The sequence below is a fragment of the Streptomyces sp. NPDC006643 genome (genome assembly GCF_042870175.1).
In the GTDB taxonomy this organism is placed as follows: domain Bacteria; phylum Actinomycetota; class Actinomycetes; order Streptomycetales; family Streptomycetaceae; genus Streptomyces.
The window spans coordinates 121,445-138,769 of the sequence record NZ_JBIAHA010000026.1 but is presented as its reverse complement, the minus strand read 5'-3'; the positions used below and the strand labels follow the sequence as shown (position 1 = coordinate 138,769).

The 17,325-nt window shown below is 73.2% G+C and carries 7 protein-coding genes; 6 read left to right on the top strand and 1 reads right to left on the bottom strand.

Features of this window, described 5'->3' with window-relative positions; genetic code table 11:
• Nucleotides 1–249: 249 nt before the first annotated feature.
• Nucleotides 250–813 carry a methylated-DNA--[protein]-cysteine S-methyltransferase gene (locus ACFYNU_RS30870; protein WP_356592738.1) on the bottom strand — a complete coding sequence of 188 codons (564 nt, stop codon included), beginning with the start codon at nucleotides 811–813 and terminating at the stop codon, nucleotides 250–252.
• Between the two features lie 582 nt (nucleotides 814–1,395).
• Between ACFYNU_RS30870 and ACFYNU_RS30865 the strand changes: the two genes are divergently transcribed.
• From ACFYNU_RS30865 to ACFYNU_RS30840, 6 genes are read left to right on the top strand one after another with little or no spacing between them, the layout of a single operon-like run.
• Nucleotides 1,396–8,337, top strand: a complete 6,942-nt coding sequence (locus tag ACFYNU_RS30865) for an SDR family NAD(P)-dependent oxidoreductase (RefSeq protein ID WP_356592736.1) — start codon at nucleotides 1,396–1,398, stop codon at nucleotides 8,335–8,337.
• Nucleotides 8,334–13,028 (top strand): beta-ketoacyl synthase N-terminal-like domain-containing protein, encoded by a 4,695-nt coding sequence (locus ACFYNU_RS30860; RefSeq protein WP_388767825.1) that lies wholly within the window; start codon nucleotides 8,334–8,336, stop codon nucleotides 13,026–13,028. Before ACFYNU_RS30865 ends, ACFYNU_RS30860 begins: the two co-directional genes overlap by 4 nt.
• Entirely contained in the window at nucleotides 13,025–13,336 is a 312-nt protein-coding gene (locus tag ACFYNU_RS30855; RefSeq protein ID WP_356592732.1) for a phosphopantetheine-binding protein, read from the top strand. The genes ACFYNU_RS30860 and ACFYNU_RS30855 overlap by 4 nt, the downstream gene beginning before the upstream one ends.
• A 4-nt stretch (nucleotides 13,337–13,340) precedes the next feature.
• Entirely contained in the window at nucleotides 13,341–14,153 is an 813-nt protein-coding gene (locus ACFYNU_RS30850; RefSeq protein WP_356592730.1) for an alpha/beta hydrolase, read from the top strand.
• On the top strand, nucleotides 14,150–15,337 hold the full coding sequence (locus ACFYNU_RS30845) for a glycosyltransferase (RefSeq protein ID WP_356592728.1): 1,188 nt from the start codon (nucleotides 14,150–14,152) through the stop codon (nucleotides 15,335–15,337). Before ACFYNU_RS30850 ends, ACFYNU_RS30845 begins: the two co-directional genes overlap by 4 nt.
• Nucleotides 15,338–15,366: 29 nt before the next feature.
• A complete protein-coding gene (locus ACFYNU_RS30840; protein WP_356592726.1) occupies nucleotides 15,367–17,256 on the top strand; it encodes an ABC transporter ATP-binding protein in 1,890 nt (629 codons plus the stop codon).
• The last annotated feature ends 69 nt before the right edge of the window (nucleotides 17,257–17,325 follow it).

The following is a 17,325-nucleotide window of genomic DNA, read 5'->3' as shown; positions in this document are numbered from 1 at the left end:
GGGGGGGGGGGGGGTGTGGGGGGGGTGTGCCCTGCTCGGGGGTTTTGGGGGTGGTTTCGTCCGCGCGCCGCCGCGGCCCCCCCCCCCCCCCCCCCGGCGGTCCCCCCCCCCCCCCCCCCCCCCCCCCCCCCCCCCCCCCCCCCCCCCCCGCCCGGCACACGCGGAGCACGGTGTCCGCGTGTTCTTCGACCACCCGCTCAAAGGGCTTCTTCATGGCCGTCATTCTCTTCCCGGTGGGGTGTGTCCTGGTCAGAAGAGCCTGGCCGCCTTCACCGTCTCGGGCTCCTCGATCTCCAGGAGGCGCTGCTTGCGCCGGAGTCCGCCGGCGAAGCCGGTGAGCTTCCCGTTGCTGCCGACCACCCGGTGGCAGGCCACGATGATGGAGAGCGGGTTGTGTCCGACGGCCTGGCCCACGGACTGTGCGAGTGCCTTGTTGCCGAGACGCTCGGCGAGTTCGCCGTAGGTGGTGGTCTCACCGAACGGGATCTCCCTGAGCATCGCCCAGACCCGCTCCTGGAAGGCGTCCCCGTTCGTCCGCGTCGGCAGGTCGAACGTGGTCCGGTCGCCGTTCAGGTACTCGTCGAGCTGGGTCGCGGCCAGGCTGAGCAGTGCGTCGTCCCGTACGTCGACGCGCCGGCCCATGCTCTGCGCGGACGGCAGATACCAGTGGTGCGGGAAGTACAGGCCGGTGATCGCGTCGCCCGACGCCACCACGGTGAGGTCGCCGAGCGTTGATTCGACGATGGCGTGGCGGGTGTCCGGGCCCGTCTCGTCCCTCTTCTGCGTCCGCACGGGCTGTCCGATGTCGGTCATGGCTCCGGCCTCCTTCTCTGCGACGTTCCTGTTCAGTGGGTAGACGCGCGGGAGCGACGGAATGTGAGGTCCACGGAGGCACTTCTTCGCGGCGGTCCGGAGCCCGGTTCTCGGCTGCGCTCCGTCGCCAATCTTTCGTCTTTCCGTGGACATTGAGCGTTGAAACGCTGCGAAAGACGGTTTCCAAAAGCGCTGCGGATGGCCATTTCACGCCGCTGAACTGCCGAAACTCGTCCTTGAGGGTCGGCAGGACCACCCGCCGGACCCATCTCACTCTGCGTAGCCATAAGGCCGGAACCGGACACCTATCGAGAAAGTTATTGTGATCTGAGGCACAGCGTCAGAGGCTCAAGGGCGTCGAACGTTCCGTGCGCATGTCACGTCGATATCAACGACATGATCCACGGATGACGCACATGAAAAACGTCCCCTAACCTCCCGTCTGCCGGAATCCGCATCACTTGAAAGTCGCACATCAGTTCGAAGAATCGCCCTGGCGACTCTCTGTGATCGGTTGACTCTGAGGAAGCGCGGCCACTTAACTGCCAATCCCCACAACTGCCCCACGTATCTGGAGAGTTCATGCGGACTCCGGGACCTTCCTGGTCCAACGACTTTTCCCTGCCGCATTCGGTCATCGTGATCAACCCTCTGCACCGGCCGTCCCCACGTCTGACCGCCACAGCCGCCGCCACCGGCGCGGTCGGTGTCCTCGAACTGCCCACCGGTGACCCCCGGGAGGCGGCCGATCTGCTCGACCGCACCTGTCGCTGGTCGTCGGTGCCGTTCGGCGTCCGGATACGTGAAGGCTGTTCGGCCACCGCCGGCGAGCTGCCCGAACTCGTGGACACGGTGCTGCTCGCCGACCCCGCGCGGTCACCCGCCGAATTCGCCGGCCGCCGCGTCCTGGTCGAAGTCACCAGCCTCGCCGAGGCGTTGAGCGCCGCCGAGGCCGGCGCCGCCGGACTGATCGTGCGCGGCTCGGAGAGCGGCGGACGCGCGGGTGAGCTGAGCACCTTCGTCCTGCTCCAGCAGGTCCTCGCCGAACCCGCCCTGGACCTCCCCGCCTGGGCCTGCGGCGGCATCGGACCGCACAGCGCCGCCGCCACCGTCGCCGGTGGCGCGGCCGGAGTCGTACTCGACACCCAGCTCGCGCTGTTCGACGAGGCGGGACTGCCGACCGAACTCACCGAGGTGCTGGCCGGGCTCGACGGGTCGGAGACCGTACTGCACCACGGGGTGCGCGTGCTGCGCCGCCGTGGCCCCGGCGCTCCCGAACTCCCTGCGGACAAAGCCGAGTTCATCGCCAGGATCGGTTCGGACGATCTCCGTACGCAGTTCGTCCCCCTCGGCCAGGACGCCTTCCTGGCCGCCTCGTTCGCCGAGCGCTGGACCACGGTGGCCGAGGCCGTACGGGGCATCGGCGCCGCCATGGCCGACGCGTTCGCCGACGACGCCCCCGCCGCCGCGCTGGCCGCCGGTTCGGCCGGTGCCCGCGCGCTCGGCACCCGACTGCCCGTCGCGCAGGGGCCGATGACCCGCGTCAGCGACGAGCCCGCGTTCGCCGCGTCGGTGGCGGCCGAGGGCGGACTGCCGTTCCTCGCGCTCGCCCTGGCGAACGCCGAGCGGACCCGCTCGATGCTGGAAAGCACCCGCGACGCGCTGGGCGACTCCGCATGGGGCGTAGGGGTGCTCGGTTTCGCCGACGAGGACATCAAGGCCGCCCAGCTCGACGTCGTACGCGAGGTGAGGCCCACGCACGCGATCATCGCGGGCGGCCGGCCCGCCCAGGCGGCGGCGCTGGAGGCGGAGGGCATCACCACCTTCCTGCATGTGCCCTCGCCCGGACTGCTGCGCCAGTTCCTGGCGGCGGGCGCGCGCCGGTTCATCTTCGAGGGCGCCGAGTGCGGCGGCCATGTCGGACCGCGCAACAGCTTCCCGCTCTGGGAGGCGCAGACCGAGGTCCTGCTCGACTTCCTCGCCGGGGCGGACGAGGGGACGGCCGCCGAGCTGACCGTCCTGTTCGCCGGCGGCATTCATGACGAGCGGTCGGCCGCGATGGCCGCCGCGCTCGCCGCCCCGCTGACCCGCGCCGGTGTCGCGTTCGGTGTGCTGATGGGCACCGCCTATCTGTTCACCGAGGAGGCGGTGGGCGGCGGCGCCATCCAGCCGCTGTTCCAGCGCCGCATCCTCGACGCGGAGCGGACCGATCTGCTGGAGACGGCGCCCGGTCACGCCACCCGCTGCGCGCGCAGCGCCATCAGCGAGGACTTCGCGGCGCTCAAGGACGAACTGCGCGAACAGGGCGTGCCCGACCGGGAGATCTGGGAGCGCCTGGAGCGCTTCAACGTCGGCCGGCTGCGGCTCGCCAGCAAGGGCATCGAGCGCGTCGGGGACGATCTGCTCGCCGTCGACGAGGCCCGGCAGGGCGACGAGGGCATGTTCATGGCCGGTGAGGTCGTGGTGCTCCGCGAGGCCGTCACCACCGTCGCCGCGCTGCACGACGCCGTGACCGAGGGCGCGGCCGGCCGGCTGCGCGCCAGGTCCGGCGAACTGCGCGACCCGCTCGGCATCGGCCGGGCGGACGAGCGGCCCGCACCCGAGCCGCTGCGCGTCGCCGTGGTCGGCATGGCCGGCATGTTCCCCGGCGCCCCCGACCTGGCCGACTTCTGGGCCAACATCCTCGCGGGCAAGGACTGTGTCACCGAGGTCCCCGCCCAGCGGTGGGACCAGGAGCGGTACTACGCGCCCGACGGCGACGGCGAACGCACCCCGTCCCGCTGGGGCGGCTTCCTGCCCGAGATCCCGTTCGACCCGCTGCGCTACGGCATTCCGCCGGCCTCGCTCGCCGCCGTGGAACCCGTACAGCTCCTCGCGCTGGAGGCGGCGCGGCGCGCGCTCGCCGACGCGGGGTACGACGCGAAGGGCACCGACCACGCCCGTACGTCGGTGGTGTTCGGCGCCGAGGCGGGCAGTGACCTGTCGAACGCGACGACGCTGCGTACGGTACTGCCCGGCTACATCGGCACGATCCCGCCCGCGCTCGACGAGCAACTGCCACGGCTCACCGAGGACTCCTTCCCGGGGATGCTCGCCAACGTCATCGCGGGACGGGTCGCCAACCGGCTCGACCTCGGCGGCGCCAACTACACCGTCGACGCGGCGTGTGCCTCCTCGCTCACCGCCGTGGACGTCGCCTGCAAGGAACTGGTCTCCGGCACCAGCGACATGGTGCTGTGCGGCGGCGCGGACCTGCACAACGGCATCAACGACTATCTGCTGTTCTCGTCCGTGCACGCGCTCTCCCCCACCGGCCGCTCGGCCACCTTCGACGCCGCCGCCGACGGCATCGCCCTCGGCGAGGGTGTCGCCTGCGTGGTCCTCAAGCGCCTCGCGGACGCGGAGCGCGACGGCGACCGGGTGTACGCCGTGATCGACGGCGTGGGCAGCGCGAGTGACGGGCGCGCGCTCGGTCTGACCGCGCCGCGCCCGGAGGGACAGCACGCCGCCCTCACCCGCGCCTACCGCAACGCCGGTGTCTCGCCCGCCGATGTGGGACTGGTCGAGGCGCACGGCACCGGCACCGTCGTCGGGGACCGCACCGAACTCGGCACGCTGACCGAGGTGTTCACCGAGGCCGGTGCCGAGGTGGCCAGTTGTGCCGTCGGCTCCGTCAAGTCCCAGATCGGGCACACCAAGTGCGCGGCGGGACTGGCCGGACTGATCAAGGTCACGCTGGCGCTGTACCACGGTGTGAAGCCGCCGACCCTGCATCTCAAGGAGCCCAACGCCGCCTGGAAGGAGGCGGACAGCCCGTTCGTGTTCCACACGACGGCGACGCCGTGGGCGGCGGAACCGGCGGAGCGTGTCGCGGGAGTGAGCGCCTTCGGATTCGGCGGCACCAACTTCCACGCTGTTCTACGCGCGTACACCCAGGCGCCACCTGCGCATTCCCTCGATGCCTGGCCGGCCGAACTCTTCATGTTCCGGGGGCAGGACGCCGAGGCGGCCAGGCGCTCGGTGCGCGCCCTCCAGGACCTGTTGAGCAAGGGTGGCCGGTGGCGACTTCGCGATTACGCGCGCAGTGCGGCACGGCGCTCCGACCGCGCCGCGGTCCGCGGTGAGCGGGTGTGGATCGCCGTGGTGGCGAACAGCCTCGACGAGCTGCCGGAGCTGCTGCGGCGCGCGGCGGAGGGTGAGCACGCGCCGGACGCGGGGATCCACACGGCCGACACCGACTCCGGCGCCGGCTCCCGTGCCGACGCGGGCAACGGCAACGGCGTCGCCGGCGGGAAACTCGCGTTCCTCTTCCCCGGACAGGGCAGCCAGCGTCCCGGCATGCTCGCCGAACTCTTCGTCGCCTTCCCCGAGTTGCAGCGCTATCTGCAACTCGGCGCGCGCTGGGCCGACATCCTCCACCCGCCGACCGCCTTCGGCGAGGAGGGCAAGGCCGGGCAGCTGGCCCGTATCACCGACACGGCCGTCGCCCAGCCCGCGCTCGGCGTGGTCGAACTCGCCGCCGCCGAACTCCTCGCCTCCGTCGGCGTACGCCCGGACATGGCGGCGGGGCACAGCTACGGCGAACTGGTCGCGCTCGGTGTGGCCGGGGCGCTCTCCCCGCAGGACGTCATCACGGCCAGCGCCGACCGCGCCGAGGCGATCCTGTCCCGGACGGCGGGCGGCGACCCCGGCACCATGGCCGCCGTCACCGCGTCGCCCGAGCAGGTGGACGAGGTACTGCGACTGGCCGGCCTGGGCGGGGAGGTCGTGGCCGCGAACCGTAACTCGCCCACGCAGACCGTCATCTCGGGCCCGACCGACCAGGTCGCGGCGGCGGTCGCACGCCTGCGGGACGCGGGCCACCAGGTCAAACCGCTCAATGTGGCCTGCGCGTTCCACAGTCCGCTGCTGGCGGGCGCGGGTGAGGCCTTCGCCGACCGGCTCGACGGGCTGACCGTGTATCCGCCCGCGTTCGACGTGTGGGCCAACCGCACGGCCGAGCCCTATCCGGCGGACCCCGCCGGGGTACGGGCGGGGCTCGCCGCCCAGATCGGCGCACCGGTCCGGTTCGCCGAGCAGATCGAGTCCATGTACGCCGCCGGTGCCCGGGTGTTCGCCGAGGTCGGACCCGGCCGGGTGCTCAGCCGACTGGTCTCGGCCGTCCTCGGGGACCGCCCCCACCGCACGATTCCGCTCGACGGCGGGCGGCCCGGCGGGCTCACCGGATTCCTCACCGCGCTGGCCCGGCTCGCCGTCGACGGTGCGGACGTCCGCACCGGCCGCCTCTTCCGGGGCCGGGACGCCGTCGACCCGGAGACCGCTGTCGCCGAGCGGAGCCCCGGCTGGACCGTGGACGGCCAGCTCGTCCGGCTCGCCGACGGCACCATTCCCCCCACCGCCCTGCACCCCGCCCGACCCGTTACGGAGCTGATCGTGCCGGAGAACCAGTCCCCCCACTCTCCCCACAGCGCGCCGGACGCGCTCGTCGCCGAGTTCCTGCGCACCAGCCGCGATCTGGTCGCCGCCCAGCGCGACGTCCTGATGACCTACCTCGGCGGACCGGGGGCAGGGGCCACCGTCCAGGCGCCCGCTCCCGTCGCCTGGCAGCCGGCCGCCGTCGCCACGGCCGCCGCACCGACGGCGCCGACCGCGCCGTCGGTCCTCGCACTGCCCGCCGCCGCGTCCCCCACCGCGGCGGCGGGCGCCACGGCCGTCACGGAGGCCGGGGCCCCGTCGTCGCCGACGGATCCGGAGTCGGTGCTCACCGCCGTCCTGTCCGTGGTGGCGGACCGCACCGGCTACCCGGTCGAGATGATCGAGCCGGAGCTGGATCTGGAGGCCGACCTCAGCGTCGACTCCATCAAGCGCGCCGAGATAGCCGGCGAACTCGCCGTACGCCTCGGTCTGCCCCTCGACGCGAGTGGCGAGCTGGACGGTCTGAGCACGGCGCGCACCGCCGCCGGCATCACCGGACTCCTCGTCGAGCGCCTCACCGGCACTGGTGACACCGCGCCGCAGACGCAGACGGAGGCGGAGACGGCTGCGGCGGACGGCGGCACGCCGGCCGAGGGCCCCGCCGAGGCGGAGATCGTGCCCCCGCAGCGCCTTGAGTTCACCGAGGAGCCGCTGGCCGAGGTGACCGGTACGCTCCCGGCCGGAGCCGCCGTACTGCTGCTCGGCGGCGGCGAGTTGGCCCCCGTCCTGGCCGACCGGCTGCGCGCGGCCGGTGCCTCGCCCGTCCTCGTACCGGCCGGTGAACTGCCGACGGCCACCGCCGACGCCGTCGTGCTCCTGGACACGCTCGACGCGGACCAGCCGCCGCTCCCCGAGGCCCTCCCCCTGTTCCAGGCGGCGCTCGCGGGCGCACCCGGCACGGTCGTGGCCGTCGAGCGCAGGACCGAGGGCGCGGCCAGCGGACTGCGCGGCTTCTTCCGCAGCGTCGCCCGCGAGTACCCGGACATGAAGGCGACCCTGGTGGAGGTCGCGGCCGACGCGACCGCCGACGCGGTGGCGGACGCGCTCGTCACCGAACTCGCCGCCACCGAGAAGGAACCGGTCGTCCTCACCGACGGCGGGAAGCGGCGCGCGCTGCGGCTGACCCCCACCGACCTCGGCGCGCTCGCCGCGACCGGGGCCGGCCCCGCCGGCGAGGGCCGGTCGGAGGCCGAGGCGGCGGGGCTCGACCGCGAGTCGGTCGTCCTGCTGGTCGGCGGCGCGCGCGGGATCACCGCCCGCTTCGCCCGCACGATCGCCTCGGCGAGCGGGTGCCGCATCGAACTCATGGGCAGGACCCCGGTGCCCGCCCCGTCGGAGGACCCGGCCACGGCCGGCGCCGCCGACCGCGCCGCGCTGCGGTCCGCCTTCCTGGCCACCGGTCTGACCTCCCCCGCCGAGGTGGAGCGCCTGGTCGGGGCGGTGCTCGCGGAGCGCGAGGTACGGGCCACCGTCGAGGCGCTGCGGGCGCTCGGGAGCGAGGTCCGGTACCACTGCGTGGACGTGCTCGACACGGAGGTCGTACGGGCCACGGTGAAGGACATCTACGCCGAGCACGGCAGGCTCGACGGTGTCGTCTACGCGGCCGGGGTCATCGAGGACAAACTGCTGGCCGAGAAGACCGCGGAGTCCTTCGGCCGGGTGTTCTCCACCAAGGTGGACGGCGCGCGCGCCGTGCTCGACGCGGTGGACGTGCTGCCTCGCGGTCCTCGGTTCGCGGTGCTGTTCGGCAGCATCGCCGCCGCGCTCGGCAACCGGGGCCAGTCCGACTACGCGGCGGCCAACGACGCGCTGGAGGAGCTGGGCCGTCGCTGGTCGACGGACGAGCGGCGCGGGCTGACCGTGCACTGGGGTCCGTGGGCCGCCGCCGAGACCAACGGCGGCATGGTCACCCCCGCGCTGATGCGTACCTACGCCGCACGGGGCATCAAGCTCATCGACCCCGAGGAGGGTCCGCTGAGCCTGCTGCGTGAACTCGCCTGGGGCGCGCCCGCGGTGCACGCGGCCGTCTACACCGCGTCGGGCTGGTGACCTCGGTGGATTCCCGCACACCGGTCGCCGTGGTCGGCATGGCCGTGTACTTCCCGGGCGCCAACGATCTGGAGAGTTACTGGCACAACATCGTCAACGGTGTCGACTCGATCACCGAGGTACCGGCGGGCCGCTGGGACGAGGAGTTCTACGCGCCCGGCGGTCCCCCGCGCAGCGACCGGGTGTACTGCCGCCGGGGCGGATTCGTCGACGAGAGCGCCGAGTTCGACGTGACACGGTTCGGCATCATGCCGACCTCCGTCGCGGGTACGGAGCCGGACCAGCTGATCGCGCTGGACGTGGCGCACCGGTCGATCACCGACGCCGGTGGGGAGCCGGTGCTGCCGGCGGACCGCCAGCGGGCGGGCATCGTGCTGGGCCGGGGCGGTTATCTGACGCCGGGTCTGGTCAGGCTGGACCAACGGGTGCGTACGGCCAACCAGTTGGTGCGCACCCTGCGCGAACTGGCGCCCGAGCTGGGCGACGACCGGCTGGAGGAGGTCCGGTCCGCGTTCGCCGGTCAACTCGGCCCCGAGCAGCCGGAGTCGGCGATCGGGCTGGTGCCGAACCTGGCCGCGTCACGGGTCGCCAACCGGCTGGACCTGCGCGGTCCGGCGTACACGGTCGACGCCGCGTGCGCCTCGTCGCTGGTGGCGGTCGACCACGCCGTACGTGAACTGGACAGCGGGCGCTGCGACGTGATGCTCGCGGGCGGGGTGCACCACTGTCACGACATCACGCTGTGGAGTGTGTTCAACCAGCTCGGCGCGCTGTCGCCGAGTGAGCGGATCCGGCCGCTGCACCAGGGCGCGGACGGTGTGCTCATCGGCGAGGGCACCGGCATCGTGGTGCTGAAGCGGCTCGCGGACGCGGAGCGCGACGGCGACCGGGTGTACGCGGTCGTCTCGGGCACCGGTGTGGCGAGCGACGGGCGGTCGGCCTCGCTGTTCAACCCCGATCCGGGCGGGCAGGTCCGTGCCGTGCGGCAGGCGTGGGACGCCGCGGGCCTCGATCCGCGCGCGGCCGACTCCATCGGTCTGCTGGAGGCGCACGGTACGGCGACGCCGGCCGGTGACCGGGCCGAACTGACCACGCTGGCCGAGGTGTTCGGCCCGGCCGCGGGCGCGCGTGCCGCGATCGGGTCGGTGAAGTCGATGATCGGTCATACGATGCCGGCGGCCGGTATCGCGGGACTGATCAAGGCGGCGCTCGCGCTCCATCACGGGGTGCTGCCGCCGACGCTGCACTGCGAGGACCCGCACCCGGCCATGGAGGCGACCAGATTCACCCCGCTGGCGCGGTCCGCGCCGTGGGAGAGTCCGGCGACGGGCGCGCCGAGGCGGGCGGGTGTCAACGCGTTCGGTTTCGGTGGCATCAACGCCCATGTGGTGCTGGAGCAGGCGGCGGTCACCGGCGGGCGTACGGCGGCGCGGGGGACGGTCCCGGCGACCGCGACCGCGACGGCAACGGCGACCACGACCGCGACGGCAACTGCGACCACGACGGCGACCGCGTCCGCGTCCGTCGTCGAGCCTGAGCGGGTGCTGCGGCTCGCCGCGCCCGATCACGACACGCTCGCCGCGCTGCTGGACGCCGACGACCGGACCGTGCTGGCCGCCGGTCTCGACGAGCGCGCGCCCGCCGCCGGCCCCGTCAGGCTCGGCATCGTCGACCCGACGGCGCGCCGGCTGAAGCTGGCCAGGAAGGCGGTCACGAAGGGCGCGGCCTGGCGCGGACGCAGCGACGTGTGGTTCAGCCCGCGTCCGCTGCTCGGCCCCGGCGGCGGCACGACCGTGTTCGTCTTCCCCGGACTCGAAGCCGAGTTCGAGGCCCAGGTCGACTCGCTGGCCGAGCGGTTCGGGCTGGCATGGACGCCGGGGCACGACGCGCGGGTCGGTGACGTGGGGCGGCACGGCGCCGCGGTCTTCCAGCTCGGGCGGCTCCTCGACACGGCGCTGCGCAAGCTGTCCGTGGTGCCGGACGCGGTCGCGGGGCACAGCGTCGGCGAGTGGACGGCCATGGCCTGCGGCGGGATCCACGCCGCCGACGAGGTCGACACCTTCCTCGCGGGCTTCGACCCGGACGCGCTGCGGGTGCCCGGTCTGGCGTTCGCCGTGCTCGGCATGCCCGCCGAGCGGGTGCTCGCCGAACTGGCGGGCCGGGACGATGTGGTGCTGTCGCACGACAACGCGCCGAACCAGTCGATGATCTGCGGTGCGCAGGACGCGGTCGGCGAACTCGTCCACCGGTTCAGGACGCAGGGCGTGATCGGGCAGGTCCTGCCGTTCCGCTCCGGCTTCCACACCCCGATGCTCGCCCCGTATCTCGATCCGATCAGGCGGGCGGCCGAGACGTACACGCTGCATCCGCAGTCCACGCCGGTCTGGTCGGCGACGACCGCCGCTCGCTATCCCCACGACCCGGCCGCCGTACGGGAGCTGTTCGTCCGGCATCTGCTCGAACCGGTGCGGTTCCGGCAGTTGATCACCGCGATGCACGGGGCGGGGCACCGGGCGTTCATCCAGCTCGGCGCGGGTCAGCTCGGTTCGCTGATCGACGACACCCTGGCGGGCGAGGACCGGCTGGTCGTCTCGGCGCACTCGACCGCGCGGGACTCCCTGGCGCAGTTGCGCCGGGTCGTGACCGCGCTGTGGGTGGAGGGCGCGACACCGGACGTCGGTCCGCTGCTCGGATCCACGCCCACCGGTGCGGGAGGGGCCACCGTCGAAGGAACGGCCGCCGCCACGGGAACGGCCACCGCCACAGGAACGGCCACCGCCACGGAAACGCGCGCGAGCGCGGGTCGCGTCCGGCCCGGCGTACGGCTCGACCTCGGCGGGGCGCTGGTGTCCCTGCCCGAGGGGGCCAAGAAACTCCTCGCCGACAGCATCGGCCACCCGCCGGCCGCCCGCCCCCTCGGCGACGGCAACGCCCTCGACCGGCTGGACGCGCTCGGCCGGTCCGGTGCCGGGTTCCCGATCGCCGCCGAACTGTCGGCGCTGATCAGTGACACGGCCGCGGTCGCGGACGAGCTGATCGCGGCCCGCGCCACGTACCGGGCACCGGCCGTACCCCCGCCGCCCCCACCGGAGCCGACCGTCCCGGCCGCGCTGCGCGTGGACGTCGCCCGGATGCCGTACCTCCTCGACCACTGCTTCTTCCGGCAGCGCCCCGGCTGGCCCGACGAGGCCGACCGCTGGCCGATCGTCCCGGCCACCACCGTCATCGGCCATCTCATGGAGATCGCCGAACGTGCGGTGCCCGGCACCCGGGCGGTCGCGGTCCACGACGTACGCCTGCTGAAGTGGATCGAGGCGATGCCCGCCGTCGATGTGCCCGTGGAGGTACGGAAGTTGGCGGCCGACCGGGTCGAGGTGAGCCTCACCGGATACTCCCGCGCCGTGGTCGAACTCGCCGCCGTCCATCCGGCGCCGCCCGCCGCGTGGCCGGTCGACTCCGCCGCCGAACGGGTCCCCGGCCTGCGGGCCGAGCAGCTGTACGACGAGCGGTGGATGTTCCACGGGCCGCGCTTCCAGGGCGTGAGCGAGCTGAGCGCCATCGGCGACCGTTGGGTACGCGGCGTTCTGACCACGCCCGAGGCACCCGGCGCGCTGCTCGACAACGTCGGTCAGCTGCTCGGCTACTGGATCATGGCCACGCTCACCGAGCGGACCACCGTGTTCCCGGTACGCATGGAGCACATCCGCTTCCACGGGCCGCACCCACGGCCCGGCGAACGGCTGACCTGTCTGATCCGGATCACCGAGGTCACCGACCTCACCCTGACGGCCGACATGCAGCTGATCGGGGCGGACGGTCAGGTCTGGGCGGAGTTCACCGGCTGGCAGGACCGGCGTTTCGACACCGACGCCAACATCCGCGCCGTGGACCGCTTCCCGGGTGAGAACACCCTGTCCGAGGCGCGGCCGGGCGGCTGGGGACTCGTCCACGAGCGCTGGCCCGACCTGGCGACGCGTGAGCTGATCATGCGCAACATGCTGGGCGGCGAGGAGCGGGCCCGGTATGAGACGCTGCCGCCGGTGCGCAGACGCCAGTGGCTGCTGGGACGGATCGCGGCCAAGGACGCCGTGCGCCGACTGCTGTGGCGGGAAGGCGCGGGCGAGCTGTACCCGGCCGAGATCTCCGTACGCAACGACGCGTCGGGGCGCCCGTGGGCCGAGGGCGTGCACGGGAGGGCGCTGGGTGAGCTGACGGTCTCGATCGCGCACCGCCGTGAGACGGGGGTGGCCGTCGCCGCCCGGGGGACCTGCGGGATCGACATCGAGGAGATCACCGAACGGCCGCGCGGCACGGTCGAGACCTCGTGCGACACGGCCGAACTCACCCTGCTCGACGGTCTGGTGGCGCGGTCGCCGGGCAGCGGCGCCCTGTGGTTCACCCGCTTCTGGACCGCCAAGGAGGCCGTCGCGAAGGCGCGCGGCACCGGGCTGCGCGGCCGTCCGGCGGAGTACCGCGTGGTCGCCGCCGACGCGAACCGCGCACGCGTGGTGACCGGGGGGCGCCTCTACGAGGTGCGCCTTCAGGAGACCGCCAATCCGCCGGGGCTGCCGGAGCGGCGGTATGTCGTCGCCTGGACGACGACGGAAGACAACGACCGGACGGACCGGCCGGAGAAGACGAACACGACTGACCGGCCGGGCCGGACAGAGCTGACAGGAGATTCGGCATGACCACCGAAATCGACGCGACCGTGGCGGCTGCCGTGGAGAGCGACATCACCGCGATGCTGCGGACCATGCTGGAGGAGGACGGGCTGGACGACGCGGAGATCACCCGCGCGACCACCTTCCACGACGATCTCGAACTGGAGAGCATCGACCTGGTGACGCTGGCCGGTTCGCTGCGCGAGCACTACGGCGAGCAGGTCAACCTCGCCCTGTTCATCGCCGATCTCGAACTGGACGAGATCATCGCGCTCACGGTCGGTGAGCTGGTCGACTATGTCGCCGCTTCCCTGCACACCGCCGGGCAGGTCTGATCCGATGGCGAAGATACGTACGGGCGAGATCACCACCCACGTCCAGCGGCTGCCCGCCGCGAACCCGCCGGCGGACGGCGGCGAGACACCGGTCGTGGTGTTCGTCCACGGTCTGCTCACGGACAGCCTGGCCAGCTACTACTTCACGCTCGGCCCGGCGTTCGCGGCGGCGGGCATCGACGTGATCATGTACGACCTGCGGGGCCACGGCCGCAGCGACCGGCCGGCCACGGGATACCGCCTCGAATCGTTCGTCGGGGATCTCGTCGGCGTGCTCGACGCGCTCGGCGAGACACGCCGGGTCCATGTCGTCGGCAACTCCTTCGGCGGCACGATCGCGACGGCGTTCGCCGCCTGGCACCCCGACCGGGTGGCCACCGTCACCATGATCGAGTCCGAGCCGCCGGTGGCGGAGTGGACCCGGCACATGGCCGACGGACTCACCGACGCCAAGACCCAGCTCGCGCGCGAGGAGGTCATCGGCTGGATCTCGGCGAACCACGGCGCGCACACCGCCCGGCTCTCCCGGGGGGCCAGCCGCATCCTGGCCACCACCACCCTGGCCGAGGAGGTCCCGGCGGGGCGTGTCATCGACGACGGTCTCGACGCGCTCGACGGCTGCCCGGTGCTCGCGATCTTCGGCGACGAGTCCGGGCTCAGCGCCCAAGTACCGGAGCTGGAGGCCAAGTTGATGTCGTGCCGCACCGTGGTCCTCACCGAGCAGGGCCACTCGGTGCTGGTCGAGCGCACCGAGGAGACCCAGGACCTGATCCTGCGCTGGGTACGGGAACACACCCTGGCCGAGGCGGTGCGGTGACACGGTTCCTGTTCGTCGTCCCCCCACTGGTCGGTCACACCAACCCGCTGGCCGCCGTCGCCGGCGAACTCCTGGGCCGGGGGCACCAGGTGGCGTGGGCCGGGTACGGCGACCAGATCCGCGCGCTCGCGGGCTCCGGCGCCCAGGTCTACGAGTGCGCGATGCCGGACGGCGGGCTGAGCCGCCCGCCTGGCCTCGCGGGACCGGCCGCCTTCCAGCATCTGTGGGAGAAGTTCTTCGTCCCGCTCGCCGATCTGATGGCGCCGGGCGTCGACGCGGCGATCGACGCGTTCCGTCCCGACGCCGTGTTCAGCGACCAGCACGCCGTCGCGGGCGCGCTGGTCGCCGAGCGGCGCGGGATCACGCATGTCACCTCCGCGAGTACGTCGGCCGAACTCGTCGACCCGCTCGCGGAGTTGCCGAAGGTGGGTGCCTGGCTGGCCGGACTGCTCGGCGCCCTGCGCGCCCGGATCGGTGATCCGGCCGCGTCCGGCGATCCGCGTTTCTCGCCGCACGGCGTGATCGCCTTCACCGGGCGCGAGCTGGTCGGGGACGCGCCGCTGCCGGACGCGGAGATCCATCTCGTAGGTCCCGCCGTCGCGCCGCGCGCCGGGGGTTCGGACTTCCCGTGGGAGCTTCTCGACCCTTCGCGCCGGCTCGTTCTCGTCTCGCTCGGCACGGCCAACGCGGATGCCGGAGGCCGCTTCCTCACCGAGGCGGTGACCGCGCTGGACGCGCTCGGCGACCGGGTGCAGGGGGTCGTGGTCGATCCCGGCGGCACCCTCGGAGCCGTACCGCCCGGGGTGATCGTGCGTCAGCACGTGCCCCAACTCGACCTGCTGGCACGGGCCGACGCGGTCGTCTGCCACGCCGGGCACAACACCGTGTGCGAGACGCTGTGGCACGGACTGCCGCTGGTGCTCGCCCCGATCCGGGACGACCAGCCCATCGTCGCGGGCCAGGTGGTCGACGCGGGCGCCGGTGTGCGGGTCCGCTTCCGCCGGGTGGACGCCGCGCGCCTCGGCGCCGCGATCGGCACCGTGCTGGACGACGCCGGCGGTCACCGGGCCGCCGCCGAGTCCATCGGCCGGTCGCTGCGCGCGGCGGGCGGCCGGTCCGCCGCCGCCGACCATCTCGAACGGATCGCGGCGCGGCACGCCCCCGTCCGGCTCCTCCCCCACTGACCTCCCCGACCGCTACCACGGGACCCCCCATGACTTCGGCCACCGCCCCGTCCGCCCCCCGCACCGAACCCGCCCAAGACGCCGGCGTGATCGACGAACCGTCAGGTACGGCTCCGTTGCGCGTCCTGCTCGGTTACGCCAGGCCGCACCGCCTCGTCCTGTGCGCCACCCTGCTGCTCCTCCTCGCGGCGAGCGGGGCCGGTCTCGTACAGCCGCTGGTGGCGCAGCACGTCCTGGACGGACTCGGCGACGGCACCGGGGTGATGGGACCCGTACTGCTCCTGGCGGCCCTGGTCGTCCTGGGGGCGGTGCTCACCGGGCTCCAGTCCTGGTGGCAACAGCGCACGTCCGAGCGGGTGGTGCGGCAGATCCGCCGGGATCTGGTGTTCCGGCTGATCCGGCTGCGGGTGCCCGAACTCGACCGGCGCGCGCCGGGCGATCTCATCTCGCGTGTCACCTCCGACAGCACCCTGGTGCAGAACGCCGCGACCGAGGGTCTGGTGATGGTCGCCAACGGGGTGCTCAGCATCCTGGGCGCGGTCGTCCTGATGGGTCTGGTCCATGTGGGCCTGCTCGGGGTGACGGTGGCGGTGCTGCTCGGTGTCACGCTGGTGATGGTGCTGATCCTGCCCCGTATCCGGGAGGCGGTCGCCCGCTCGCAGGAGTCGATCGGCGCGGTCGGCGCGGCGCTGGACCGGGCGCTGGGCGCGGCCAGGACCGTGAAGGCCAACGGCGCGGAGGGCAGGGAGACGGCGTTCGCGGGAGAGGCCGTCGACGGCGCGTACCGCGCGGGTCTGGTCGGCGCGCGGTACGTGGCGATGGTGAAGGTGCTGTCCGGCGTCTCCATCCAGGCGGCGTTCCTCGCCGTGCTCGGGGTGGGCGGCGCGCTGGTCGCCTCGGGGAGTCTGGAGGCGTCGGCGCTGATCGCGTTCCTGCTGTACGTGTTCTATCTGGCGAGCCCGATCGGCTCGCTGGTCGCGGGCCTGGGGATGCTTCAGCAGGGGCTCGGCGCCGTGGGCCGTATCGAGCAGGTGGGGAGGATGCCGATCGAGGACGACGTGGACGGCGCGGGCACCGAAGGGGCGGGCACGGACGGGACGGGCACCGACGGGACGGGCACCGACGGGGCCGCGCGCGCGGGCCGTTGGGACGGCGAGGACGCGCCGCCCGTCGAGTTCCGGGGTGTCCACTTCTCCTACCCGGACCGCTCCCCCGCGCTGCGCGGGATCTCGTTCACGGTGCGCGGCGGTACCCAGAGCGCGCTGGTGGGGCTCTCGGGTGCGGGAAAGACCACCATGTTCGCCCTGCTCCAGCGGTTCTACGAGCCGGCGGCCGGCCGGATCCTGATCGGCGGGGTGGACATCGCCACGCTGCCGCGCGCCGAGGTGCGCCGCCGGATCGCCTATGTCGAGCAGGAGTCGCCCGTCATGGCGGGCACGATCGAGGACAACCTCACCTACGCGGCCTCCGGCGTGACGGACGAGGAGATCGCGGAAGTGCTGCGGCTGACCCGGCTCGACGCGCTGATCGAGCGGCTTCCCGACGGGCTGCGGACGGAGGTCGGCAGCCGGGGCGTCGCGCTGTCGGGCGGCGAGCGGCAGCGGCTGGCCATCGCGCGCGCTCTGCTGCGCGGTCCCGAGGTGCTGCTGCTCGACGAGGCGACGGCGCAGCTCGACGCGAACAACGAGCGGGCGCTGCGCGAGGCGGTCGAGCAGGCGGCGCGGCGCTGCACCGTGCTGCTGATCGCGCACCGGCTCTCCACGGTGACGGGCGCGGATCAGATCGTGGTGCTGGAACACGGCCGGGTCCGCGGCACCGGGACCCATCAGGAACTGGTCGAGGCCGATGTGCTGTACCGCGAACTGGCCGCCTCCCAGATGCTGGTGGGTGACGAGCCGCCGGTGCCGGTGACGCCATGAGGTGCGGTGCCCCCTGAGAAGCAGCGGGGGCATTCCGCTCGGTCGCGGAATGCCCCCACCGTTTCTCAG

What these genes read in the sequence shown, in the direction of transcription:
- ACFYNU_RS30855 (WP_356592732.1), top strand. Translation starts at nt 13,025, where the DNA reads ATGACCACCGAAATCGACGCGACCGTGGCGGCTGCCGTGGAGAGCGAC.
- ACFYNU_RS30870 (WP_356592738.1), bottom strand. Translation starts at nt 813, where the DNA reads ATGACCGACATCGGACAGCCCGTGCGGACGCAGAAGAGGGACGAGACG.
- ACFYNU_RS30850 (WP_356592730.1), top strand. Translation starts at nt 13,341, where the DNA reads ATGGCGAAGATACGTACGGGCGAGATCACCACCCACGTCCAGCGGCTG.
- ACFYNU_RS30840 (WP_356592726.1), top strand. Translation starts at nt 15,367, where the DNA reads ATGACTTCGGCCACCGCCCCGTCCGCCCCCCGCACCGAACCCGCCCAA.
- ACFYNU_RS30865 (WP_356592736.1), top strand. Translation starts at nt 1,396, where the DNA reads ATGCGGACTCCGGGACCTTCCTGGTCCAACGACTTTTCCCTGCCGCAT.